Origin of the sequence: Clostridium sp. UBA6640 (assembly GCF_002455975.1) — a bacterium.
Lineage (GTDB): Bacteria > Bacillota > Clostridia > Clostridiales > Clostridiaceae > Clostridium_J.
Map to the genome: position 1 here is coordinate 1 of NZ_DKLM01000134.1, position 26,139 is coordinate 26,139.

Annotated in this window: 21 protein-coding genes; 19 read left to right on the forward strand and 2 right to left on the reverse strand. The window is 28.5% G+C overall.

The features are described 5' to 3' along the window. The 3 genes from B2W91_RS21080 to B2W91_RS14620 form a co-directional block, all read left to right on the forward strand. A partial coding sequence (locus tag B2W91_RS21080) for a small, acid-soluble spore protein, alpha/beta type (RefSeq protein WP_414633129.1) occupies window positions 1-53 on the forward strand: 53 nt, incomplete at its 5' end. Between the two features lie 36 nt (window positions 54-89). Continuing rightward, on the forward strand, window positions 90-281 hold the full coding sequence (locus B2W91_RS14615) for an alpha/beta-type small acid-soluble spore protein (protein WP_291582267.1): 192 nt from the start codon (window positions 90-92) through the stop codon (window positions 279-281). A gap of 110 nt (window positions 282-391) precedes the next feature. Next, window positions 392-580, forward strand: a complete 189-nt coding sequence (locus tag B2W91_RS14620; RefSeq protein ID WP_039632431.1) for an alpha/beta-type small acid-soluble spore protein — start codon at window positions 392-394, stop codon at window positions 578-580. Window positions 581-732: 152 nt separating this feature from the next. On the opposite strand, the gene B2W91_RS14625 is transcribed toward B2W91_RS14620, so the two are convergent. Continuing rightward, window positions 733-897 (reverse strand): hypothetical protein, encoded by a 165-nt coding sequence (locus tag B2W91_RS14625; protein WP_291582269.1) that lies wholly within the window; start codon window positions 895-897, stop codon window positions 733-735. Window positions 898-1,876: 979 nt separating this feature from the next. Between B2W91_RS14625 and B2W91_RS14630 the strand changes: the two genes are divergently transcribed. The 13 genes from B2W91_RS14630 (at window position 1,877) to B2W91_RS14690 (ending at window position 20,354) form a co-directional block, all read left to right on the forward strand. Continuing rightward, window positions 1,877-5,653 carry a phosphoribosylformylglycinamidine synthase gene (locus B2W91_RS14630; RefSeq protein ID WP_291582272.1) on the forward strand — a complete coding sequence of 1,259 codons (3,777 nt, stop codon included), beginning with the start codon at window positions 1,877-1,879 and terminating at the stop codon, window positions 5,651-5,653. A 135-nt stretch (window positions 5,654-5,788) separates the two neighbouring features. Beyond that, window positions 5,789-6,268 (forward strand): 5-(carboxyamino)imidazole ribonucleotide mutase, encoded by a 480-nt coding sequence (gene purE / locus B2W91_RS14635; RefSeq protein ID WP_291582274.1) that lies wholly within the window; start codon window positions 5,789-5,791, stop codon window positions 6,266-6,268. After that, complete coding sequence (gene purC, locus B2W91_RS14640; protein WP_291582276.1) at window positions 6,268-6,972, forward strand: phosphoribosylaminoimidazolesuccinocarboxamide synthase; 705 nt, start codon at window positions 6,268-6,270, stop codon at window positions 6,970-6,972. The genes purE and purC overlap by 1 nt, the downstream gene beginning before the upstream one ends. A 448-nt stretch (window positions 6,973-7,420) precedes the next feature. Continuing rightward, entirely contained in the window at window positions 7,421-8,857 is a 1,437-nt protein-coding gene (gene purF / locus B2W91_RS14645; RefSeq protein ID WP_291582279.1) for an amidophosphoribosyltransferase, read from the forward strand. A 455-nt stretch (window positions 8,858-9,312) separates the two neighbouring features. Beyond that, complete coding sequence (purM, locus tag B2W91_RS14650; protein WP_291582281.1) at window positions 9,313-10,311, forward strand: phosphoribosylformylglycinamidine cyclo-ligase; 999 nt, start codon at window positions 9,313-9,315, stop codon at window positions 10,309-10,311. Then, window positions 10,299-10,913, forward strand: a complete 615-nt coding sequence (gene purN / locus B2W91_RS14655) for a phosphoribosylglycinamide formyltransferase (protein WP_291582283.1) — start codon at window positions 10,299-10,301, stop codon at window positions 10,911-10,913. Before purM ends, purN begins: the two co-directional genes overlap by 13 nt. A gap of 5 nt (window positions 10,914-10,918) precedes the next feature. Beyond that, the gene (gene purH, locus B2W91_RS14660) at window positions 10,919-12,424 is read left to right on the forward strand and encodes a bifunctional phosphoribosylaminoimidazolecarboxamide formyltransferase/IMP cyclohydrolase (protein WP_291582284.1); all 1,506 of its coding nucleotides are present in this window, start codon (window positions 10,919-10,921) and stop codon (window positions 12,422-12,424) included. Window positions 12,425-12,477: 53 nt separating this feature from the next. After that, window positions 12,478-13,725, forward strand: coding sequence for a phosphoribosylamine--glycine ligase (purD, locus tag B2W91_RS14665; RefSeq protein ID WP_291582286.1), 1,248 nt, complete (start codon window positions 12,478-12,480; stop codon window positions 13,723-13,725). A gap of 235 nt (window positions 13,726-13,960) precedes the next feature. Next, complete coding sequence (gene lepB / locus B2W91_RS14670) at window positions 13,961-14,476, forward strand: signal peptidase I (RefSeq protein ID WP_291582287.1); 516 nt, start codon at window positions 13,961-13,963, stop codon at window positions 14,474-14,476. Window positions 14,477-14,723: 247 nt separating this feature from the next. Next, window positions 14,724-15,239, forward strand: a complete 516-nt coding sequence (gene lepB, locus B2W91_RS14675; protein WP_291582288.1) for a signal peptidase I — start codon at window positions 14,724-14,726, stop codon at window positions 15,237-15,239. 417 nt (window positions 15,240-15,656) lie between these two features. Beyond that, complete coding sequence (pepV, locus tag B2W91_RS14680; RefSeq protein WP_291582289.1) at window positions 15,657-17,048, forward strand: dipeptidase PepV; 1,392 nt, start codon at window positions 15,657-15,659, stop codon at window positions 17,046-17,048. A gap of 433 nt (window positions 17,049-17,481) precedes the next feature. Then, entirely contained in the window at window positions 17,482-17,745 is a 264-nt protein-coding gene (locus B2W91_RS14685; protein ID WP_291582290.1) for a hypothetical protein, read from the forward strand. Window positions 17,746-18,218: 473 nt separating this feature from the next. After that, complete coding sequence (locus B2W91_RS14690) at window positions 18,219-20,354, forward strand: HelD family protein (protein WP_291582291.1); 2,136 nt, start codon at window positions 18,219-18,221, stop codon at window positions 20,352-20,354. A gap of 72 nt (window positions 20,355-20,426) precedes the next feature. On the opposite strand, the gene B2W91_RS14695 is transcribed toward B2W91_RS14690, so the two are convergent. After that, the gene (locus tag B2W91_RS14695; RefSeq protein ID WP_291582293.1) at window positions 20,427-20,714 is read right to left on the reverse strand and encodes a hypothetical protein; all 288 of its coding nucleotides are present in this window, start codon (window positions 20,712-20,714) and stop codon (window positions 20,427-20,429) included. A 373-nt stretch (window positions 20,715-21,087) separates the two neighbouring features. Here B2W91_RS14695 and B2W91_RS14700 point away from each other — a divergent pair, with 373 nt between their 5' ends. The 3 genes from B2W91_RS14700 (at window position 21,088) to B2W91_RS14710 (ending at window position 26,036) form a co-directional block, all read left to right on the forward strand. Next, window positions 21,088-22,848, forward strand: coding sequence for a MutS-related protein (locus tag B2W91_RS14700; protein WP_291582294.1), 1,761 nt, complete (start codon window positions 21,088-21,090; stop codon window positions 22,846-22,848). Between the two features lie 76 nt (window positions 22,849-22,924). Then, window positions 22,925-24,307, forward strand: a complete 1,383-nt coding sequence (locus tag B2W91_RS14705) for a bifunctional metallophosphatase/5'-nucleotidase (protein WP_291582295.1) — start codon at window positions 22,925-22,927, stop codon at window positions 24,305-24,307. 184 nt (window positions 24,308-24,491) lie between these two features. Further along, window positions 24,492-26,036, forward strand: a complete 1,545-nt coding sequence (locus B2W91_RS14710) for a putative polysaccharide biosynthesis protein (protein ID WP_291582296.1) — start codon at window positions 24,492-24,494, stop codon at window positions 26,034-26,036. Window positions 26,037-26,139 lie beyond the last annotated feature (103 nt).

The window sequence follows — 26,139 nt, forward strand, 5'->3', positions numbered from 1 at the left end:
TTGGCGGACAAATGGTTAAGAAAATGGTTGAATCTTACGAAAGAGGATTATAATTAATTATTACTAAATAAAAAGGAGGCGTTCAAGAAATGGCTAATAACAACAGAATATTAGTTCCACAAGCTAGAGAAGGATTAAACAACTTTAAAATGGAAGCTGCTAAAGAAGTAGGAGTTAATCTTAAAAATGGTTACAACGGAGACTTAACTTCTAGAGAAAATGGTTCAGTTGGCGGACAAATGGTTAAAAAAATGGTTGAATCTTACGAAAGAAATTTATAATAACTGCCAAAAATTAAATGCTATAAGTAAAGATTTAAAATGAATACTAATAATATAGCTAATGATTACATTTAATGTACCATTAACTTAAAAATAAGGAGGCAATTTGTATGAGCAGAAATAGAGTTTTAGTACCAGAAGCTAGAGAAGGATTAAACAACTTTAAAATGGAAGCTGCTAAAGAGGTAGGAGTTAATCTTAAAAATGGTTACAACGGAGACTTAACATCTAGAGAAGCTGGTTCAATTGGCGGACAAATGGTTAAGAAAATGGTGGAAGCTTACGAAAGAGGATTATAGTCTTAAAATAGCAGACTTACAATTGAATATGGATATAAAGATGAGCGTGACTTAGGTCACGCTTATTTGATTATTAATCTAACTTATAAAAAAAATAAGAAACTCTAAGATTTAGAGGTTCTTATTTTTTCTTAAATATTTATTTCATTTCCTTATTGTAAATCACAATTTTGACAATCTTGACAACTTCCACAATTTTGATTATCATCTAATTCATTTTTTTCATTGTTTCTTAAGTCATTTTGCACATTTTGTAATTCATTTGCTGAATCTTTAAGACCTTGTTTTTTATTTTTTCTATTTTCCATATTTTTCATGACAGTTTCCTCCTCATATTATATTTAATTTTTCTTTGCCTTACGATATTATTATTTGTATTTAAATTTTAAATATTCTTTAATAATATTGAGCATTATGTAATTATAATCTACAAATTCCAGCTTTGATCAATGGAAAATGGATAATGAACAATTGACAATTATGGTGGAAATTAGTTTTAATCAAACTAATTTCTTTAATAGATTTTTTAATACAAGTTACTGTGTCACCTGAAAAAAAATTAATTAAAAACTTTTCTTATAAGAGAGAAGTATCAGCAATTGTCCATTGTCAATCGTCAATTCTCAATTGCATAAAGGTAAGCTAAAACAATTTGTTAACACAATTTTTTGAATGTATATATTAAATTTAAGAATAGTATATTTATATATAGATGTACCACTTCTAAATTTGATCTATCCCTAAAAACAATTAACATTTATTGATATTGCCACTAATACTATTGAATTCACAGTTGTGAATATTTCTTAAAGTTACGCAGTAACTTTTTTAAAAGACTAGCAATATAAAATTGCTAGCCAAAAATATATTTTAAGAAATTATTTTTCTAAAAAAATAATTTCTTTCTTAACTGTGCACTGTGAATTGTGAATTGTGCACTGATCTAAGTTGTGCACTGTGAATTGAAATATTCAAATTTGTAGCTATATTAAGCTATACATTAATTTTCAAAGTAGTTTATCTATGATGGAGTTATACTATAGATATATATAAATATTTATAGCAATACTAAAAGGTGTATTATTATATAAAAATAATTCATAGAAAACATAAGAAATACATACAATGAATAGAAAAAATATATTATAGTTTGTATATATACGAATATTTTTAATAAAATTTTATAAAAAGTACTTTTAAAAATGATAATAATATATTATAATATAATTATCGAACGATAATAATAAAAAATAAAATAAAGTTCGTAATAATAAAGGATTACTCAAGGGGGAAAAGATGAGAAAAGATATTTTTACAGTGTTTGTAGAGAAAAAAACGAATTTTGACTTGGAGAGTGAAGGTTTATTAAAGGATTTTAAACATCTCTTAAGAGTAGATGGCTTAAAGGACGTTAGAGTAATCAACAGATATGACATAGAAGGAATTAATGAGGGTGAATATAAAGAAATAAAAGCTAATATTTTAAGTGAATCCAATATAGATAAAGTTTATGATGGAGATTTTAAATTTGATGGTAAAAGAGTATTTTCAGTGGAGTATGTACCAGGACAATACGATCAGAGAGCAGACTCTGCTGCACAATGCATACAAATAATGACCCAAAAGGAAATGCCTAAGGTTAAAAGCTCAAAGATTATAACCTTAAATGGAAATATTAGTGATGAAGATTTTGAAAAAATAAAAAAATACTATATAAATAATGTAGATTCGAGAGAAGCTTCTATAGGAGAATGCAAAAGTCTTGAAGTAGAAAGTAAAGAACCAAAGGATGTAGAAATACTAAAGAATTTCATTAATTTAGATGAAAAAGAACTAAATGAGTTTTTAGGCTATCATTCGTTAGCAATGAATATAGAGGATTTGGAACTTATTCAAAAATATTTTAGAGAGGAAGAACAGAGAGAGCCTACAGTTACAGAAATAAAAGTAATAGATACTTATTGGTCAGATCACTGTAGACATACAACCTTCCAGACTATTTTAGAGGATATAAGTTTTGAAGATGGAAAATACACAGAAGCTATAAAAGAAGGTTTTGATATTTATAAGAAATATAGAGAAGAGTTATATAAAGATAAAGAAAAACCTATGACATTAATGGATATGGCTGTTATAGGAATGAAGAAGCTAAGAGCTTCAGGAAAATTGAATGATTTAGATATATCTGATGAAATTAATGCTTGTAGCATAGTTGTTGATGTAAATGTAGATGAAAAATTAGAAAAATATTTAATAATGTTTAAAAATGAAACCCATAATCATCCTACAGAAATTGAACCTTTTGGTGGTGCATCTACATGTTTAGGCGGTGCTATAAGGGATCCGCTATCTGGTAGAAGTTATGTTTATCAAGCAATGAGGGTTACTGGAAGTGGAGATCCTAGAACGCCAATTGAAAAGACTTTAAAGGGGAAATTACCACAAAGAAAAATAACAAAAGAGGCAGCAAAAGGTTATAGTAGCTATGGAAATCAAATAGGTCTTGCTACCGGCCATGTAGCAGAAATCTATCATGAAGGCTATTTAGCTAAAAGAATGGAAGTTGGAGCAGTAATAGCTGCAGCACCTTATGAAAATGTAATAAGAAAAACTCCAGAAAGCGGCGATGTAATAATTTTACTTGGAGGAAGAACAGGTAGGGATGGAATAGGCGGAGCATCTGGTTCCTCTAAGGAGCATAGTGAAAATTCCCTTGAAAGCTGCGGAGCAGAGGTTCAAAAAGGAAATGCTCCAATAGAAAGAAAAATCCAAAGATTATTTAGAAAAAAGGAAGCTACAACTTTAATTAAAAAATGCAATGATTTTGGTGCTGGAGGAGTTTCTGTTGCAATAGGAGAACTTGCAGAAGGAATAAATATAAATCTGGATTTAGTAACTAAAAAATATGAAGGATTAGATGGAACAGAAATTGCAATATCAGAGTCTCAGGAAAGAATGGCAGTAGTAGTTGAAAAAAATCATGCAGAAAAATTTATTAAACTTGCAGAAGAAGAAAATTTAGAAGCTGTAGTAGTAGCAGTGGTCACTAACGATAAGCGAGTTACTATGACTTGGAGAGAAAAGGAAATAGTAAGTCTTTCAAGAGAGTTTTTAGATACTAATGGTGCTAAGAGTTATATAAATATTGAAGTGAAAGAGCCTTTGAAAGATGAGAATTATTTTAGTAAAAGCAAGTTTAAAAGTGAGTCTGTAAAAGAATGTTTTAAGAATACATTGAAGGATTTAAATATATGCTCCCAAAAAGGACTTGTGGAAATGTTTGATAGTTCAATAGGTGGAAACACAGTACTTATGCCTTTTGGAGGAAAAAGTCAAAGTACTCCAAGTGAAGGTATGGTAGGGAAAATTCCAGTTTTAGATGGAGAAACTGCAACAGGAACAATAATGGCACATGGCTTTAATCCATATATATCAGAATGGAGTCCTTTCCATGGAGGATTATATGCTGTAGTAGAAAGTGTCACAAAGATTGTTGCATTAGGAGGAGACTACAAAAATATTAGATTATCTCTTCAAGAATATTTTGAAAAGCTAGGTACAGATAAAAGAAAATGGGGTAAACCTTTTTCAGCATTATTAGGTGCACTGTATGCTGAAGATCAGCTTCAAATACCAGCTATAGGTGGAAAAGATAGTATGTCTGGTACTTTTAAAGATTTAAACGTGCCACCTACATTAATATCTTTTGGGGTTTCTACTGTAAATGTAAATAAAGTGATTTCACAAGAATTTAAAGCTTTAAATAGTAAAGTAGTGGTTATAAATTCAAGAAGAGATAAAAGAGAAGTTCTGGATTTTGACAGTTTAAAGAAAAATTATGAGCTAGTTCATTCTTTAATAAATAGAGGAAAAGTGCTTGCATCTCATACTGTAAAGTCTGGTGGAGCAATTGAATCTATAAGTAAAATGTGCTTTGGAAATAAAATTGGATTTAGCTTTAATAATAATATTTCTTTAAGGGAATTGAGTGAGCCAAGATACGGTAGCATTGTTTTAGAATTAGAAAATCACATAAATATTGAGGAAGAATTAAATGACGTGGAATACACTCTTTTAGGAAGTACTATAGAAAAATATGAAATTAACATTAATGGGGAAACAATTTCATTAGAAGAACTTCAAAATGATTTTGAGGATACATTAAAAGATATATTCCAAGCAGATTATTCAGATAATAGGTTTGAAAATGAGAAAATAAAAAATTATAGTTCAAAAATAAATAATTCAATTAAATCGCCATTAATAAAGGTATCAAAACCTAAGGTGCTAATACCAATATTTCCAGGTACAAACTGCGAATATGATTGTGAAAGAGCATTTGTAAAAGCAGGTGGGGAAGTAAATACCTTAGTATTTAATAATTTAAGTTCAAGACATATCGAAAATTCTATTGATGAATTAGCAAATCAAATTTCTAAATCACAAATAGTTATGCTTCCAGGAGGATTTAGTGCTGGAGATGAGCCAGACGGATCTGGGAAATTTATAGCTACAATTTTTAGAAATGAAAAGATTAAATATGAAATTATGAATTTACTTAAAAACAGAGATGGATTGATATTAGGCATATGTAATGGCTTCCAAGCACTTATAAAGTTAGGACTAGTTACTTATGGAGAAATTGTAGATATTAAGGAAGATAGTCCAACCCTAACTTATAATGCTATAGGAAGGCATATATCCTGTATGGTCAATACTAAAATAGTTTCAAATTCTTCACCATGGTTTAATTCAATGAAGGTAGGAGAAATTCATACTATACCGGTTTCTCATGGTGAGGGAAGATTTTATGCAGATGAGGAAAATATTAAGAAGTTATTTGAGAATAATCAAGTTGCTACTCAATATGTAGATTTTGAAGGTAATCCAACCTATGATATAAAATTTAATCCTAATGGTTCTTGTTATGCTATAGAAGGAATAACAAGCCCAGATGGAAGAGTTTTGGGGAAAATGGGGCATAGTGAAAGAGTAGGAAAGAATGTAATTAAAAATGTTATAGGAAATCATGAGCAGAAAATATTTGAAAGTGGAGTTAATTATTTTAAATAAGAGGTTTAAAATGAAGTAATTAGACAAAGTCGATATGAAAATTCAACAATATTTCCTAGTTATTTCAACATTCTTAGCCTAAAAATTGAGAATGAAGATTTATATATTTAAAAAATAAAATTTTGGAGGTTCTATATGAGAGTAGCAATAATTTTTGGTAGTAGATCAGATACAGAGGTAATGAGAAATGCAGCAAAATGTTTGAGGGAGTTTGATATAGAATTTGAAGCACATATTTTATCTGCTCATAGAGTACCGGAAAGATTGGGAGAAGTACTTAATGAACTTGAAGATAAAGGATGCGAATGCATAATTGCAGGAGCAGGGCTTGCTGCCCATCTTCCAGGAGTTATAGCATCGAAAACTTTAATTCCTGTAATAGGAGTTCCTATAAAAGGAGCTATTGAGGGATTAGATGCACTATACTCTATAGTTCAAATGCCAAAATCAATACCAGTAGCAACAGTTGGAATTAATAATAGCTATAATGCGGGAATGTTAGCGGTACAAATATTAGCAAATAAATATCCAGAAGTTAAAGAAAAATTAGTAGAGTATAGAAAGAGTATGAAAGAAAACTTTATAAAAGAAAATGGAGAAGGGGTTGAACTATAATGGAAAATAAAGTATTAATGTACGAAGGAAAAGCTAAAAAAATATTTTCAACAGATAACTCAGATGAAGTTTTAGTTTACTATAAAGATGATGCAACAGCTTTTAACGGAGAGAAAAAAGCTTCTATAGCTTCAAAAGGAATATTAAACAACAGTATTACTTCATTATTATTTGAAATGCTAAATGAAAAAGGTGTAAAAACTCATTTTATCAAAAAAGTAAGTGATAGAGAACAAATTTGTAAAAAGGTAGAAATAATACCTCTTGAAGTTATAGTAAGAAATGTGGCAGCAGGAAGTATGGCTAAAAGATATGGATTAGAGGAAGGAACAGAGCTTAAAACTACAGTATTTGAATTAAGTTATAAAAATGATGATCTAGGAGACCCATTAATGAATGATTATCATGCAGTAGCTATGGAGATTGCGACCTTTGATGAATTATATTATATTTATGGAGTAGCTGCAGAAGTAAATGAACTTTTAACAGAATTCTTTAAAGCTCAAAATATAAAGCTGATAGATTTTAAATTAGAATTTGGTAGATTAAACGGAGAAATTCTATTAGCAGATGAGATTTCACCTGATACTTGTAGACTTTGGGATATGACTACAGGAGAAAAGCTTGATAAAGATAGATTTAGAAGAGGCATTGGAGATTTAGTAGAAGGATATACTGAAGTATTGAATAGAATGATGAAATAGTTATAAGGTTTAAAAGATAATTATAAGACATCTTTAGGAAAATAGTAAATTACTCTAAAATTTAATGTATGTATGAATATAAGTTACAGCTTGATATATTAATTCACAACTTTAAAATTAATGCACAATTCACAATGCACAATTAAGGAAGAAATTATTTTTTTAGAAAAATAATTTCCTAAAACATATTTTTAACTAGCAATATAAAATTGCTAGTGATTATGGCGAACACTGTTCGCCGCTACGGAATAAATTCTAAATTTCTCAGAGGTAGCTTAGAAATGTCCACAATTGTGAATTGTGAACTGTGAATTTAGTAGTATTAATGGTATTACCGATAAATGCTGATTACTTTCAGGGATAGATTAAATTTAGAAGTGGTACATCTATATAATATATTTGGTTTATTATTTTCTTTTAGATGCCTAAGGTTATGAAGATGGAGGATATGAAGATAATGGAATTACCTTTAAAAGACGGATATGTTTATAATAACTATGATCCAGATAAATTCCATGATGAATGTGGTGTATATGGAATTTTTAACTTAGGTGATAATTTAGATGTGGCAAGAAGAACTTATTATGGATTATATGCTCTTCAACATAGAGGGCAAGAAAGTTCAGGTATAGTTACTTATAATGGTAAAAAGATGAAGTGTCACAAAGATATGGGCTTAGTTTCAGAAGTATTTAATAATGAAATATTAAATCAGCTTACAGGACATTCAGCAGTTGGACATGTTAGATATTCTACTGCTGGAGATAGTTCTGTGAAAAATGCACAACCTGTACTTGGAGAGTTTAAACTAGGAAATATTGCTATAGCTCATAATGGAAATTTAATAAATGCAGATATTATAAGAGAATTACTTGAGGATTCAGGATGTATTTTTCAAACTTCCATAGATTCTGAAGTTATTTTAAATCTTATAGCTAGGGGTGCTAAAAAAGGTATTCTAAATGCAGTAGTAGATACAGTGCAAGCAATAAAAGGATCTTTTGGTATTGTAATTTTAACAGAAAATGAATTGATAGGTGTTAGAGATCCGCATGGTATTAGGCCGTTATGTCTTGGAAAGATTGGAGAGAGCTATGTTATAGCTTCAGAAAGTTGTGCGTTAGATGCTACAGGAGCGGAATATGTAAGAGATATTGAGCCAGGAGAAATTGTGGTTATAAATAATGAAGGAATAAAAAGTATCAATTTTGCGGAAAAAAGCATAAAAGCAATTTGTTCCTTTGAATATATATATTTTGCAAGGCCAGATACAATAATTGATGGCATAAGTGTGCATTCATCTAGAGTTAAAGCAGGTAAGAAGCTTTATGAAGAGTATCCAGTGGATGCAGATATAGTAGTTGCAGTTCCGGATTCAGGGGTATCAGCAGCTATGGGTTATGCAAAAGCTTCAGGAATACCTTATGAAATAGGACTTATAAAAAATAGATATATAGGAAGAACATTTATTACTCCTTGCCAAGAAGAGAGAGAAAATGCTGTTAATGTTAAGTTAAATGTATTAAAAGAAAATGTAGAGGGTAAAAAGGTAGTTCTAATAGATGATTCAATAGTTAGAGGAACTACAAGTAAACGGTTAGTTGAACTTTTAAGAAAAGCCGGAGCAAAAGAGGTGCATTTTAGAGTCTGTTCACCTGTGGTTAAATTTCCTTGCTATTTTGGAATAGATACTCCTTATAGAAAAGGCCTTATAGGAGCAAATATGAAAGTAGAAGAAATAAGAGAAATAATAGGTGCAGATACTCTAGGGTATTTAACTCAAAAAGGCCTTTTAGAATGTTTGGGAAAAGGTGAAGGTTTCTGTTTAGGATGTTTTGATGGAGAATATCCAATTTCTGCTCCAATTAAATCAAGTGAAGATTAAAGACTTAAAATAATCAATAATATTTGTGATCATCACATAGATAATTTAAAAGGTAAATTGGGAGTCATTATATTTAACTAACATTTTATTGAATTAAGCCATAAGTATAGGGATACAATGCGAAAATTTAAAACATCTTCGAAAAATAAATTTTCTATAAAAATATCTTAAATCCTTAGAAGTTAAGAATTAATAATTAAGAGTGAAGAATTTAGGAAGAAATTCACTAAAGGTGAATTTCTTAANNTTCTTAAAATAAAATTTATTTTTAAAAAACTACAAAGACTTTGACCATGTAGTTCTAACCATAATTCTTCATTTTTCATTCTTAATTTGCATTTAAAAAAGATTTTTGTTATGGAAATTGAAATCATGTATAAGTTAAATTCCCATTGTGAAGTCCTATATTTAAACTTTCTTCTTTAAAAAAATATTTTGGAAAGAAGGGTAAAATAATGATAACATACAAGGATGCTGGAGTTAACATTGAAGAAGGATATAAAGCAGTACAGCTTATGAAAAATTACACTTCAAAAACTTTTACTAGTGGAGTTTTAAATGGACTTGGAAGTTTTGCAGGAATGTTTGAAATAGGAAGCGGCTATGAAAATCCTGTATTAGTTTCTGGTACTGATGGTGTAGGAACTAAACTTGAAATTGCAATAAAATTAAATAAATTTGATACTATTGGGATTGATTGTGTAGCAATGTGTGTTAACGATATTTTATGTCATGGTGCAAAACCATTATTTTTCCTTGATTATATAGCTTGCGGAAAATTAGATTCTAATATAGCAGCAGATATAGTAAAAGGAGTTTCTAACGGCTGTATTGAAAGTAATGCAGCATTAATTGGTGGAGAAACAGCAGAAATGCCTGGTATGTATAAAGCTGGGGATTATGACGTGGCAGGTTTTGCAGTAGGAATAGTAGATAAGAAAAATATAATAGATGGAAGCACTATAGAAGAAGGGGATACTCTAATAGGAATTGCTTCTTCAGGAGTCCATAGTAATGGATATTCATTAGTTAGAAAATTAGTTGAAAATTATGATGAAATTTTAGGTGAGAAAACAATAGGAGAGATTTTACTTGAACCTACTAAAATATATGTTAAACCTCTCCTTAATTTAATAGATAAATTCAATATAAAAGGAATGGCACATATAACCGGTGGTGGTTTTTATGAAAATATTCCAAGAATGTTTAAAGGAAACTTTACTGCTATTATTGATAAAAGTTCCTTTGAGATTCCTGAAATTTTTAAGTATTTGATGAAAAAAGGTGTAGATGAGTCTCATATGTTTAATACTTACAATATGGGAATTGGAATGGTTCTGTGTGTAAATGAAAGAGACAGCGAAAATATAATGAGAGCATTAGAAGAAATGGGAGAAAAGGCATATAAAATTGGTACTGTAGCTGCTGGAGGTGAAGGAGTGTGCTTAAAATAGCAGTTTTAATATCAGGTGGCGGCTCAAATCTTCAAAGTATAATTGATAATATAAACTCTGGATATTTAAAAAACTGTACTATTGAATATGTTATTAGCGATAGAGAAAACGCCTATGGAATAAAAAGGGCAAGAGAAAATGATATAAAAACTATGGTTTTTGATAGAAAAAAGTATAGTGAATCCTTAAGTGATGAAATTTTAAAGGTGCTAAAGAATAAGGTTAATTTAATAGTTTTAGCAGGGTTTACTTCTATATTAAATAAGGACTTTATTGAGAATTTTAAAAATAAGATAATAAATATTCATCCTTCATTAATACCTAACTTCTGTGGCAAGGGCATGTATGGTATAAAAGTTCATGAAGCAGCTATTAATTATGGAGTTAAAGTTAGTGGATGTACTGTTCATTTTGTAGATGAAGGAACAGATACAGGGGCTATAATACTTCAAAATACTGTAAATGTATATGGAGAAGATTCTGCGGAAAGTTTACAAAAGAAAATTTTAATTGAGGAACATAAAGCATTGCCAGAGGCTATAAAACTTATAAGTGAAGATAAGGTTAAGATTGAGGGAAGAGTAGTTTACATAAAGGAGTAGTTGATATGATAAAAAGAGCATTAATAAGTGTTTTTGATAAAACTAATATATTAGATTTTGCTAAGTTTTTGGTAAGTAAGGAGGTAGAAATAATATCTAGTGGCGGTACTTACAAATATTTAAAAGAAAATGGTATTGATGTAATAGAGGTATCAGAAGTTACAAAGTCAGAAGAAATGTTAGATGGTAGAGTTAAAACACTTCATCCAGCTATTCATGGTGGTATATTAGCGCTTAGAAATAACGAAAGTCATATGAAAACTATAAAGGAAAGACAAATTAACACAATAGATTTAGTTTGTGTAAATCTATATCCATTCTTTGAAAAGGTCAAAGAAGACTTAACTTTTGAAGAAAAAGTTGAATTTATTGATATTGGTGGACCAAGCATGATAAGAAGTGCAGCTAAAAATTTCAAAGATGTACTTGTTGTAAGTGATATAAATGACTACAGTGAGATTATGAAGCAAATAGGTGAGCAGGGGGAGGTAGATTATGCTACTCGTAAGAAGTTTGCAGCTAAAGTTTTTAATTTGACCTCTGCTTATGATGCGGCAATTTCGAAATTTTTATTAGAAAATGATGAAATATATGAAGAATATCTTTCTGCTTCCTACATAAAAAGTAAAGCTTTAAGATATGGGGAAAATCCACATCAAAGTGCAGCAGTTTATAAAAATGCAGATGGTAGTGGAATGATGAATAATATAATAGAGTTAAATGGTAAAGAACTTTCTTATAACAATATTAAAGATATGGATATTGCATGGAAAGTAGTTAATGAATTTGAAGAAATAGCTTGTTGTGGATTGAAGCACAATAGTCCTTGTGGAGTAGCAGTTGGAGAAACTGCTAAAGAAGCGTACATTAAAGCATATGAATGTGATCCTATATCAATTTTTGGTGGAATAGTAGCAATAAATAATACTGTAGACAAGGACACAGCAGAAGAGATGGTAAAAACCTTTTTAGAAATAATAATTGCTCCAAATTTCACAGAGGAAGCTTTAGAAATATTAAAAAGAAAGAAAAACTTGAGAATAATAAAATGTAATTCAAAGCCAATGGATAATAGAGAAATGGTAACTGTTGATGGAGGAGTATTAGTACAAACTGTTGATAATAAATTAATAGATGAAATAAAGGTTGTAACTAAGAAGTCACCTAGTGAAGAGGAAATGCAGGATTTAATTATAGGTATGAAGGTAGCTAAATATGTTAAATCTAATGCTATTGTAGTAGTTAAAGATGGAAAAGCTACAGGTATAGCAGGCGGACAAGTGAACAGAATTTGGGCCACTACGCAGGCATTGGAAAGAGGAGACGGTGGATTTGTATTAGCTTCAGATGCATACTTCCCATTTAGAGATTGCGTAGATGAAGCTGCAAGATCTGGAATTAAGGCTATAATCCAACCTGGCGGTTCTATGAGAGATGAAGAATCAATAAAAGCTTGTGATGAACAAGGAATAGCTATGGTATTTACTGGATTAAGGCACTTTAAACATTAAAAATTGTCCATTGTCAATCATCAATTTTCAATTGAATAAAAGGTGGTATAATTATGAAGATATTATTAATTGGTAATGGTGGAAGAGAGCATACATTAGCATGGAAAATGTCACAAAGCAGTTTAGTTAAAAAGATTTATTGCGCACCAGGTAATGGCGGCACAGCTTTTGAAGATAAATGTGAAAATGTAAATTTGAAAAGCATTAATGAATATTTAACTTTCGCCTATGAAAATGAGATAGATCTAACTGTAGTTGGGCCGGAGACACCTCTTTGTGAGGGGATAGTAGATATCTTTAAAGCGCATGATTTAAAGATTTTTGGACCGAGTAAAGAAGGGGCGAAGTTAGAAGGTAGTAAAAGTTTTTCTAAGGCTTTTATGAAAAAGTATGGGGTGAAAACTGCAGAATATGAAAGCTTTAATGATGTAAGAGAGGCTTTAAAATATATAGAACATTGTAATTTTCCAGCAGTTATTAAAGCAGATGGATTAGCGGCAGGAAAAGGTGTTGTTATAGCTAACAATATGGAGGAAGCTAATAATACAATAAAAGAATTTATGGAGAAGGATATATTTTCTGGAGCAGGCAAATCTATAATTATAGAGGAATTTTTAGAAGGTGTGGAGGCATCCATACTATCTATAACTGACGGAGAAACTATTATACCCTTTATATCTTCAAAAGATCATAAAGCTATATATGATGGAAATAGTGGACCTAATACAGGGGGAATGGGTACTTTAGCACCTAACCCTCACTGTAATGAAGAAGTTTTAAAGGAATTTTATGAAAATATCATGTCTCCTACATTAAAAGGAATAAAATCAGAAAATATGGATTATGTAGGAATAATATTTTTTGGAATAATGATTACTAAAAAAGGTATTTATTTATTAGAGTATAACGTAAGGATGGGCGATCCTGAAACTCAGGTTGTACTTCCACTAATGGAAAGTGATTTAGTTCATATTATGATGGAAGCGTTAGACAAAAAATTAAATAGGAGTAAGGTACTATTTAAAAAAGCTCATGCATGCTGTGTGATAGCTTCATCAGAGGGATATCCATTAGAATATAAAAGCGGATTTGAAATAACAGGATTAGATAATATAGATAGTAAAGTCTTCTTAGCAGGAGCAACAAGAACAGGCAGCCAGCTTTTAACTTCAGGTGGAAGAGTCTTAGGAATTACAGCTTTAGGAGAAAGTATAGAAGAAGCAAGAGAAAAAGCTTATGTGGATATAAAAAATATAAATTTTAATGGAATATATTATAGAAGTGATATAGGAAAATTGTAAATATAATAAAAGGTAACCATATTGTCCTTAAAATAAAAGGAGATATGGTTATTTTTATTTAAGAGATAGTCGATAAGTATTGGTAGAGGATAGGAAAAGTTAAAAATAAATGTAGAATTTGTATTGTTTAAATAAGAATTTTTGAAGATGTATAAAATACTGAATAATGAAAAAAGTTATGATATAATATTATCTATGTAATATGGAGTTAGGTAAAATTTAGGAGTTGATAGATTTGGATTTATTTAAAAAGTTTGTTAAGGAATGGGGGATACCTATACTATGTGCTGTAGGGCTAGCACTTTTAGTTAATAAATTTATTTTCTTTAATGTTAGGATACCTACTGAATCTATGCACCCTACTATACAAGTAGGGGATAAAATTTTTGTAACTAGGAATTATAGCGAAAAATCTCTTAAAAGAGGAGAGGTTTTAGTTTTTCATTCTAAAGAATTAAAAAAAGATTTGATAAAGAGATTAATTGGACTACCAGGAGATACTATAGATGTAAAAAGTGATGGGACAGTATATATAAATGGTGAAAAATTGGACGAGCCGTATGTGGTATATAATGATAATAAAGAGGCAACACTGCATGTACCTGAAAATTCTTATGTATTTATGGGAGATAATAGGGCAAACTCATTTGACGCAAGATATTGGGAAAATCCGTACATACCATACGATGATATAAGGGGAAAAGCAAGATTTATAATAAAACCATTTTCTAGATTTGGAAAATTAAAATAATAAAAAAGGAGCTACTATAAAATGACTAAAGTTTAGTCAGGATAGATGGCTTCTTTATTTTTGTACAATTTTTATCTAAATAAATTTCTCTTTTTCGTTATAGACATAAGCATTGCATTAAAAATTTAGTTTAATACTAGTAGAATTATATAACAATGTAAAATCTAAATAATGTATAATAAAAAATTTTGTGATATAATATTATCTGTGTAATATGGAATTAGGTAAAATTTAGGAGTTGATAGATTTGGATTTATTTAAAAAGTTTGTTAAGGAATGGGGTATACCTATACTATGTGCTGTAGGATTAGCAATTTTAGTTAATAAATTTATTTTTTTTAATGTTAGTGTGCCTACAGAGTCGATGTATCCTACAATACACCCACGAGATAAAATTTTTGTAACTAGGAATTATGGCGAAAAATCCTTGAATAGAGGGGATATTTTAGTTTTCCATTCTAAAGAGTTAGGTGAAGATTTAATTAAAAGGTTAATTGGGCTTCCAGGGGAGACTATTAATGTGAAAAGTGATGGAACGGTATATATAAATGGTGAAAAATTAGATGAACCGTATGTAATATATAATAGCGATAAAGAAATGACAGTACAGATACCTGAAAATTCTTATATATTTATGGGAGATAATAGAGCAAACTCACTTGACGCAAGATATTGGGAAAATCCGTGCATATCATACGATGATATAATGGGAAAAGCAAGATTTATAATAAAACCATTTTCTAGATTTGGAAAACTGCAATAGGAAAAAACACTAGTAGCTTAAGTTACTAGTGTTTTTTATTAAATTCATGAAAACTATATATTAATTAACTGCAGAGGAGAACAGTGTCTCATGATTATAAATTAAATAGAAGATTGATGTTTTAATGCATAATTAGGAAGTATAAATTAAAAGGTCAGATCTATTAATTATAATTTTATTTTGGAAATCAATATAAATTGTCAGCAAAAATAAAAAGTTGCTATTTGAATATAAATTTTAAATAGTTTTAATATTAGAACAATACTTAATATCATTGTTGAGTTTGTTTCTAAAATATGTAATAATAACACTATATTAATAATTAGTTAATAAATAATTAATGGAAATTCATAAATAAGAGAAAATAATTTAATGAAGATACCAATGTATAATTTTTTATGAAGGGAATGGGTGGTTATGGAAATTAATAAAAGAATTGATGAAATGAGCAATGGTATAATAAATTCAGTAAAAGAAATAGTTAAAATAAAAAGTCTTGAAGGAGAAGCAAAACCTGGAATGCCTTTTGGAGAAGAAGTAGATAAAGCGCTTCAATGTGCTCTTGAAATTTCTAAAGAATTAGGATTTAAGACAGTAAATGTTGATGGCTATGCAGGCTATGCAGAATATGGAGAAGGAGAAGAATATGTTGCTGCACTAGGTCACATAGATTTAGTACCAGAAGGAGATGGATGGATATATCCTCCATATGGGGCAGAAATTCATGATGGTAAGATGTATGGAAGGGGTACAACAGATGATAAAGGACCTATCATTGCATGCCTTTATGGTCTAAAAGCTATAAAAGATGCAGGACTTCCATTATCTAAAAAAATAAGAATAATATTTGGAACCAATGAGGAAACTGGTGGAGAAGATATACCTTACTATTTGCAAAAAGAATCAGCACCAGTAGCAGCATTTACTCCAGATGCAGATTTTCCAATAATAAATGGAGAAAAAGGAATAACTATATTTGATCTAGTTAAAAATTTTACATCAGCACCTACTGGAGACATAGTTATAGAAAATATAATAGGTGGAAACGCTGCTAACATGGTACCAGATTATGCAGAAGCATTATTGATTTGTAAAAATACTGCAGAAGTTGTTGAGAAATTAAAAAGATTTATCTTAGATAATGAATATGATATGAGCTCAGAAGTGAATGGATCTGAAGTTAAAATTAAATCTATAGGAATTTCAGCACATGGAAGTACTCCTGAACTAGGAAAAAATGCTATAATGCAGCTTATAACATTCTTAGCAACATTGGACTTAGGAAATGACGAATTATCGAGCTACATTAAATTCTTAGGAGAAAAGATAGGAATGGATCTTAATGGGGAAGGTTTTGGTATATATCTTGAAGATAAAGATTCTGGAAAATTATCTTTTAATGTAGGTAAGATAGCTATAAACAAGGATAAAGGAGTAATTACTTTAAATTTAAGATATCCTGTAACAAAAACATTAGATGATATGATGAAACCATTAAATAAAACGCTAGAGGGAACTGGAATAGCTATAGAAGACTTTTCTCATCAAACACCATTATACTTCTCATCAGATCATCCACTAATTCAGACTTTAGCCAAAGTTTATAATGAGCAAACGGGCAAAGAGGCAGAATTAATTTCAATAGGTGGAGGTACTTATGCTAAAGAAATGCCAAATACAGTTGCTTTTGGACCAACATTTCCAGGAGAACCAAGTGCAATACATCAACCTAATGAATATATAGAAGTAGAAGATTTAATAAATATAACGAAAATATATGCATATTCACTATATGAGCTGGCAAAATAGTTAATATAGTTGCAATTAATAAGACATGTTTAAAAAATTAACTAGTCAGGATGACAGTCTGTTTTTCATTAGATTATGCCTTTTGAACTTCATGATAGTTTAGCTTTCATGAAAAGTTATTGGCTTATCTAATGTAAAATATATGAATTGTTTTTGACTAGTTATTTTCTTTTTAATATATTGCAAATATTTCATAGATATACAAGGAATAAAGTGGTATAATATGTACATATTGTTAATTAGTTTATTAAAAGTTAATTTGTTAAGTGTTCCACCAAATTTTTATGACTTTTAATTATTATGTTTTAACTAATTAAATACCTACTAAGTATGGTATAATTATATTTAAAATCATATAAGATATCTTAATAAATAATTAATTATTTTTTAAGATAATTAAGAATATAGGTTTAGGTAAAATAGGAGAAAATAGATGGTTATATTGCCAATAATATCATTAATAATTATAATAATGGTGTTATGTACACCTATAGTTAATTCTACATTAATAGCCTTAGGATTTATTTTCATAAGTATAGTTAGTTCCATTATATCTATTAAATATGCTTCTACTACAAAAGGAGTCAATAATAAATTAGCTAAGGTAACGATAAATTTATGTTCAGTAATTATTATTATGAGTATTTTCGCATTAGCTTTTATTATAGTATTAAATATATTAACTTTTTTAACTTAAATATAAAGGCATAATGTAATATTGAGATTTAGTCTTTATTTATATAAAATATTTTTAATAAACACATGGTTATATTAGAAGTTACATGAAGAATTTATTTTATAATAGAGCAGCACTAGAAATATTTTATGTAATTTGGTAGAGTAAAATAGAGATAATTCACTAGATTTATATACAAAGGTTTATGTTAATACTATTTAATATAAACCTTTGTACTTTTCAAAGATTAATAAAATACATTCAAAAAATAGTTAGTTAATCATTAATTTATTTATCATACTGGTTGTCATAATTTGAGCTATCATAGAAAATTATCTATCTGCTTAATGCAAAATATAATTCACATCTTTGAGCTGCCATTTTATTTTAAATATCTAATATTATTTAATTTTACATATAATGAGAATTTAATCACACGCAACTATAGTAATGTTAAAATCTTATATTACTTTATTAAGAAAGGAAATGATATTTTGCACAAGAAAGAAATAGAAGAAAACCTTAGACAAGAATTGGAGTTTTCATTAGAAGAAGAAAAGTTAAAAAAAGTTATAGAAGTATTAAATCAAGAGATATTACAGAACCTAGAAAAACGTAAAGATGTTACTAAATATATATTAGATTATAGAAAAGGAATTCTTGATGAATATAAAGATGATGAGGATAAAATAATAGAATACTTTGACCACGAAAGATTTGTTAAAGAAGAGGCCTTTAAAACTATAGATAGAAAGCTCAAAGAATTTAATATACTTAAAAGTTCTCCCTATTTTGGAAGGGTAGATTTTAGAGAAGAAGATTTTGGTGTTGAAAAAATTTATATAGGACGTTTTGGAGTAACACCAGAGGATAGCTTTGAACCCCTTATCATAGATTGGAGGGCTCCTATAGCATCACTTTTTTATAATGGAACTCTAAATGAGGCAGATTATGAAGCACCTATGGGAAGAGTAAAAGTGAATATATTAGCAAGAAGGCAGTTTATAATTAAAAAGAGTATTTTAGAAGGAATGTTTGACTCAGATATAAATATTAATGATGAAATACTTCAAATGGTATTAAGTAAAAATTCTTCTGAAAAGTTAAAAGATATAATTATGACTATACAGAAAGAACAGGATGATATTATAAGAGAAGAAAAGAATAAAGTAGTTGTTGTTGATGGAGTTGCAGGAAGTGGAAAAACCACTATAGCTCTTCATAGGGTGGCATATCTTTTATATAATTATAGAAAACTTTTAGAAGATAAGGTATTAATTTTAGGGCCTAATAGTATATTTATGGATTACATTTCTGAGGTATTACCTAGTCTTGGAGAAAGTGGAGCAAAGCAAAATACTTTTTTAGATTTTGCATTAGACCTTTTAGATATTGAAGAAGTATTAACATTAAAAGAAGTTATGGAAAAAATATTAAAAGGCGATGAAGAACTTAGTAAGGATATAGCCTATAAAGCTTCTTTAGATTATAAAAATTATTTAGATAATTATATAAAGGATCTTAATAAAGATTACTTTGAATATAAGGACATTATTTTTAGAGATAAGATAGTTATATCTAAAGATGAAATGGAAAAGATGTTTAATGTGTATTTTAGCAACTTACCTTTATTTAGACGTAGTAAGAAAATAAAAAGAATTATATACTCTAAACTAAAAGATGCCAGGGATGAGGAGTTTAGAGAAATTGAAAAGAAATATAAAGAAGAAAAAGAAGCTATTCCTAAAGATGAATTACTACTTCATATAAATAATTTAGATTTCCAAAGAAAGCTTAGTATAAGGGAACTTATTCAGGATTTAATGAACTTAAAGAAGAATTTAACTTATTTAAACTCACCAGATACTTTTAAATTGTACAATGAAATTAATAATAATAAAGAGTTACATGAAGGTGACTTAAGTGCAATACTTTATTTAAAGGTTAAATTAGAAGGGTTAAAATTAAAAGAGGAAATTAAACATATAGTAATTGATGAAGCTCAGGATTATTCACCTATGCAGTTTATTGTAATTAAAGAATTAGCTAGATGTAAATCTTTTACTATTGTAGGAGACAGCAATCAAAGAATACTTCCTCTTCAAGGTGTGGTAGCTATGTCGAATATAGAAGATTATATTGAAGACTTCGATGTAGAGCATTTTAATCTTCATAAGAGTTATCGTTCCACTAAAGAAATAATGGAATATGCTAATGAGTTTTTAACTAGCAGTAACATAGTACCATTAGTTAGAAGCGGTAGTGAAGTTAAAGAAATAAATTTAGAAAATAGTAATGAATTAAATGATAAAATAATTGAAATAGTTGATAGTATGAGAAGTGAAAAGCTAGAGAACATTGCTATTATTACTTACAATAATGGAGAAGCACTTGAACTAAGTGAAGGATTAAAACATAAGTTGAATTTTAAATTAATAGATAAAGATTACATACAATATTCTCATGGTGTTGTTGTAATACCTTCTTATTTTGCAAAAGGGCTAGAGTTTGATGGAGTAATAATAGTTAAAGAAAATAATTTTATAGAAGAAGGATATAGTAATGCTAACAAATTGATGTATGTAATGGCGACAAGAGCGCTGCATCAACTATATGTAATAAATAAATAGCTTAAAGCAATGTATAATTCAAAATTTATAAATTATTAAAATAAAAAAAATCGTGATTCAATCACGATTTTTTTATCTTATTACAGTAAGTAATCTTTCAATCCAGAATAAAGTAAGTATACCAGCAGTAAAGAAAAATAACCTTCCTTCTTTTTTCTTATTTCTAGCATGTATAGTCTTTATTCCAATAAATATGAAGCCTACTATTAAGAATCCATTAGAAACTAAAATTGATATAATTTTTTGCTCTTCATTAAGATTCTTATAAAATATAGAAAAAATACTAACTACAATAGCTATAAAAGGAAATCCCAAAGTAGTTATTTTATATATTAAAGAGTTTTCATTTTTAAAATCCATAAATTAAATCATCCTTTCGTAATTTTTATACAACTAAATAGTATATAACATTTTAATTTATTATAAAAGACTTATACTTATACAATTGACGATTGACAATGGACAATTGAGGATACTTTTCCTTGCGGAAGAAGTTTTGAATTGATTAATTGTAGCGGCGAACAGTGTTCGCTATAGAAAAACTAGCAATTGGATTATTAGTCAATATAGATTAAAAAAAATATTTTGATCAAAAATAATTTCGACCTCAATTGCCAATTATGAATACTTCTCTCAAGAGAAGTTTTGAATTCTGTAGTGTGAAAGTTTCTTATTATTTAAAAGTGTGATACCATATTTATAGAATTTTATAAGACTTAAGGGAGATGGAAAAATGAGACGAAAAATACTTATGTGTAAAGCATCCTTTATGTTTTTTCTAGGATTAATGGGTGGATGTATACTAGGAACATTGATACTGGGAAGAGAAAAAGGTGTATTATATTATCAAATAGGAATTCCGCTATGTATATTATTGGCAGCAATTGCGGTTTACTTTTATAGCAAAGAAAAGAGATACAAAAAAATACTTTATTTAAAAGGAAATTGGCCTAATGAAGTAGAAACTAAAAGAGATTTTAATAAAATCGTTAAGTTTTTTAAAGAGATAAGTATTGATTTTTATGGTGAAAAGATAGGATATACTATTGATGACCAAACTGCTAATGATTTAGATTTAAATGATGTTTATAAAAAAATTGATAGTACAATTACAACAGCAGGGGAGCATATGCTTTATCATATTTTAAGGACTCCTAAATTAAAAAGGGAAGAACTTAAAAGTAGAGATGAGATTATAGAATTATTTCAAAGTGATAATAGCATAAGAGAAGAAATACAGGTTAATTTAACTAATCTGGGTAAACAAGGAAGCGGAGATATAATAAATTTATTTAATAGTACAACTAAAGTAGATAAAATGAAGAAATATGGTTATAGCCTTTTAGCTCTATTACCAATAGTGGCAGGAGCCAGTTATTTTATTATAGGTAGTAAAGCTATTTCATATATGATTATATCATTTGCTATTAATACTTTTATCCATCATAAATCTACTAGCGAAATAGTGGATGAAGTAGATTCTATCGCTTATCTAGGAAGTTTAATATCTATAAGTAAAAATTTATGTAAAGTTAAAAATCAACAGTTAGAGGATAAAATTAAAAATATAAATGATAATTTAAAATATTGCAATACAATAGATAAAAAAGCTATATTCTTGTCTTCCGTTGAAGGTGTAGATGTCTTAATGGATTATGCAAATAGCATATTCTTAACGAAAATTAGAGCTTATTATAGCATAATTGAAATAATACAAAAAAATAGGGAGCATTTAATAGAAGTATATACTACTTTAGGTGAACTAGATGCTTTAATTGCTGTAGCAGCATATAGGGAAAGAGTAAAGGGATATTGTAAACCAAATTTTGTAGACAATGATCAATATATATCAATAGTTGAGGGAGTACATCCTCTTATTGATGAACCAATAGCAAATAGCATAGCCCTTGATAAAAAAGGTATTATACTTACCGGATCAAATATGTCTGGTAAATCTACATTTTTGAGAACTGTAGGAATTAATATATTATTAGCTCAAACAATATATACTGTATGCGCTAAAGAATATAAAGGAAGCTATTTTAAATTATTAACTTCTCTTAGTATTACTGACGATGTAAATAGTGGTAAAAGTTATTATTTAGGAGAGGCGGAAGCATTACTTAGAATTTTAAATTCTTTAGAAGGAAATATAACTACATTTTGTATGATAGATGAGATATTTAGAGGTACAAACCCTATTGAAAGAGTTGCATCATCAACAGAAATTATTAAATATATTATGGATAGAAATGCATTATCACTTATAGCAACTCATGATTTAGAACTTACAGAGGTTGCTAAAGATAAGTATGAATGTTATTATTTCTCAGAATTAGTAGATGAAAAAGAGGGATTAAAATTTGATTATCTAATGAAAAAGGGAGTATCTCCAACAAGAAATGCAATTAAGCTTCTAAAATTTATAGGATATCCTGAAGAAATAATTGAAGGAGCTAATGAGAGAGTAACTGTGGCATTAAAAGGTGAATAATAAAAATTTGCTAGAGAATATATAAAATAAAGTTGATTAAAGATTAAAATTTTAATATATTATGGAGGTTGGGAGAATGGAATTAACTATACTTCATACCAATGATATTCACAGTAATTATGAGAAATTTTCTAAAATAGTATCTAAAATAGAGGAATTAAAAGATGAAAATACCATAATTCTTGATGGAGGAGATTTTGCTGACTTTAAACGAATGGAGCTACAGGGCACTGATGGAATTGCAGCAGTAGATTTACTAGAGTATATTGGATATGATGCGATAGCTATAGGAAATAATGAAACTTTTAATGGACTTGATATATTAACGAATATGGCAACTGCATCAAAGGTTCCATTTTTAGGCTGTAATCTTTATAAACTAGGATTTGAGAATATTAAAGGGGTTAAAAAGAGTACAATAATAAATAAAAATGGTGTAAAAGTTTTAATTATAGGGGCATCTCCTGACTTAGGAGTATTTAATACATTAAGTGGCATAGAAACCAAAGATCCTATAGGGTCTATAAAGGAAGAGATAGAGTTAAATAATGGGAAGTATGATTTATGCCTGGTGTTATCTCATTTAGGAATGGATAAAGATAGAGAAATTGCAAAAGAGATAGATGAGGTTAATATAATAATAGGAGGTCATTTTCACATATTAATGGACAAGCCAGAAATAATTAATAATACTATTATACATACATCTGGATGTTATGGAGAAAATTTAGGGTTATTAAAAATTAAAATCCATAAAAATAATGTAGAATTATTAGAAGGTGAAAACATAAATGTAAACGCTTGTGATTTATGTGAAAATATAATAAACATATTAAAAGATAATAAAGAAAAAGCATTAGATAATTTAATGAAGCCATTATATAGCATACCTATTGATTTATGGCATGATGTGGCGGAAGAAAATCCTATTACAAACTTACTTGCAGATGCTTTAGCTCATGTATTTAGCTGTGATATAGGTATTATAAATAGTGGAGTAATTAATGGAGGGATTAGAAAGGGTGAAGTTTCAAGTAAAAAGATTCTTGAGATATGTACATCACCTTTAAATCCAACTTATTTTGAAATACAAGGAAAATATTTAAGAGAAGCTTTTCAGTCTTCTTTAGATAGCGATGTTTGTTTTATGGATGGAAGTGGACCAGGTTTTAGAGGGAAATATTTAGGCAGAATTCATGTTTCTAAAGCATTAATAGAGCATGATGGCAGAAAGGTAAAGGATATCTTTATTAATGGAGAAAAGCTTCAAGATGATAAATGGTATAGAGTGGCAACATCAGATTATCTTCAAAGAGGAACAGGATATAAATCACTAAAAAATAATAAAAATGAGATATATAATAAAGAATACTTAAGAGATTTATTAAGAGAATATATGGGAAAAAGAGAATTTTTAGAGGAAGCTGTTAAAGATAGATGGATATTAAAGAAAAGTTAGAGATACTTTTATATTTTTAAAACATGGTTTAGAGGCCATGTTTTTCTATTATAAACACTAATAATAAAGATTTATTTAAAATATGATTGTGAAGCCTTCATTTAAGAATGTTGTTAAATAATGCTATTTAATATAGAATGATTATTATAAATTTAAAATATTTGATATAAAGAGAGGATTGATTATGAAGGCACAATCTACAAGTAAAGGTTTTTTAGTATTATCTATATCTTCATTAATTGTGAAGTTAGTTTCACTATTGTATGTACCTATATTAAATAGAATTATTACCACAGGAGGCTATGGGGTTTATAATATTGCTTATATTTTTTTTGCATTTATATACACTATTAATTTAGGTGTGTCTGTAGCGATATCTAAGGTAGTAGCTCATTATACTTCTATAGATAATGAAAAATCCTCTAGACAGTGTTTTGAAAATGCAAAAGTAATTATTTATATATTCGGTATTGGAATAGGATTAATTATGTTTTTCTTTTCAAATTCTTTAGCAAACTTATTGAATTATCCTGATGCATATTTAGCAATAAAAATGCTTTCACCTACTGTTTTGATATCAGGTATACTAGCGGCTTATAGGGGATATTTCCAAGGAAAGAGAAATATGATGCCTACAGCCATTTCAGAAATAGTTGAGAAAATTATAGATGTACCAGTGAGCTTATATTTTGCATCAAAATGGATTGAAGGTGGTATAGCAAAAGGATGCGCAGGAGCTACCATAGGCTCTTTTACAGGTGCGCTAATAACATTAATTTATTTAAGAATTCTTTTTATAAAATCAGAAAAAGAGAAATATAGCTATAGCTTTTTACCACATATATTAAAAGAAATATTAAAGTATGCTATTCCTGTAACTTTAATTTTAGGATTGCAGCAATTTATTAGTTTAGTGGATTTAGCACAGATAAAGGGTAGATTATTATATATCGGATTTGATGGTTCTCATGCAGATAAGCTTTCTGGTATATTAGGGAATTTTAACACTTTAATTAATGTGCCGATGACTATAATATCTGCATTATCTACGGCATTACTTCCATCTATGGCTTCTTCTTTAGCATTAAAGGATAATATAAATTTACAAAATAAAATATCCTATGGATTTAAACTTTGTATATTAATTTCAATACCAGCATTTGTAGGGCTTACGGTTTTAAGTTCTCCTATATATAAAATGCTATATCCTACTGCGGTAGAAGGGTATGTTCTTATGAGATATGGTGCCATTATTATATTATTATGGTCTATAATGCAAATTCAAGTTACTATACTTCAAAGTATGTCTAGAACATATAGATTGTTTTCACACATATTTATAGGAAGTGTATTTAGAATAGCGGTAAACTATATTCTAGTAGGAATACCATCTATAAATATCAAAGGTGCAATAGTGGGAATAGGTATTAGTTTTTTAATTCCAGCCATTTTAAATCAATATTATATAAATAAAGAGTTAAATATAAAATTAAGATTATATGATTTTAGCTTAAAGGTGGTAATTTCATCTTTAATTATGGGAATAGGCTGTTATATTTTCCAAAGTAATTTATTAAGTATGTTTAATAAAATAGTAAGCAGTAATTATATAGCTAATGTACTATCTGTATTAATTTCAGTACTTTTGGGTATTGGAATCTATGGCTTTTTAGTATATGTATTAGGAGCAGTTAAAAAAGAAGAAATTAAATTTTTTATAAAACGGTGATATAGGGATACAATGCGAAAATTTAATATATACTTTGGAAAATAAATTTTCTATAAAAATAGATTAATCCCTTAGAAATTGAGAATTAATAATTAAGAATGAA

Coding starts and splice junctions, on each gene's coding strand:
- B2W91_RS14615 (WP_291582267.1), top strand. CDS start 90: ATGGCTAATAACAACAGAATATTAGTTCCACAAGCTAGAGAAGGATTA.
- B2W91_RS14620 (WP_039632431.1), top strand. CDS start 392: ATGAGCAGAAATAGAGTTTTAGTACCAGAAGCTAGAGAAGGATTAAAC.
- B2W91_RS14625 (WP_291582269.1), bottom strand. CDS start 897: ATGAAAAATATGGAAAATAGAAAAAATAAAAAACAAGGTCTTAAAGAT.
- B2W91_RS14630 (WP_291582272.1), top strand. CDS start 1,877: ATGAGAAAAGATATTTTTACAGTGTTTGTAGAGAAAAAAACGAATTTT.
- purE (WP_291582274.1), top strand. CDS start 5,789: ATGAGAGTAGCAATAATTTTTGGTAGTAGATCAGATACAGAGGTAATG.
- purC (WP_291582276.1), top strand. CDS start 6,268: ATGGAAAATAAAGTATTAATGTACGAAGGAAAAGCTAAAAAAATATTT.
- purF (WP_291582279.1), top strand. CDS start 7,421: ATGAAGATAATGGAATTACCTTTAAAAGACGGATATGTTTATAATAAC.
- purM (WP_291582281.1), top strand. CDS start 9,313: ATGATAACATACAAGGATGCTGGAGTTAACATTGAAGAAGGATATAAA.
- purH (WP_291582284.1), top strand. CDS start 10,919: ATGATAAAAAGAGCATTAATAAGTGTTTTTGATAAAACTAATATATTA.
- purD (WP_291582286.1), top strand. CDS start 12,478: ATGAAGATATTATTAATTGGTAATGGTGGAAGAGAGCATACATTAGCA.
- pepV (WP_291582289.1), top strand. CDS start 15,657: ATGGAAATTAATAAAAGAATTGATGAAATGAGCAATGGTATAATAAAT.
- B2W91_RS14685 (WP_291582290.1), top strand. CDS start 17,482: ATGGTTATATTGCCAATAATATCATTAATAATTATAATAATGGTGTTA.
- B2W91_RS14695 (WP_291582293.1), bottom strand. CDS start 20,714: ATGGATTTTAAAAATGAAAACTCTTTAATATATAAAATAACTACTTTG.
- B2W91_RS14700 (WP_291582294.1), top strand. CDS start 21,088: ATGAGACGAAAAATACTTATGTGTAAAGCATCCTTTATGTTTTTTCTA.
- B2W91_RS14705 (WP_291582295.1), top strand. CDS start 22,925: ATGGAATTAACTATACTTCATACCAATGATATTCACAGTAATTATGAG.
- B2W91_RS14710 (WP_291582296.1), top strand. CDS start 24,492: ATGAAGGCACAATCTACAAGTAAAGGTTTTTTAGTATTATCTATATCT.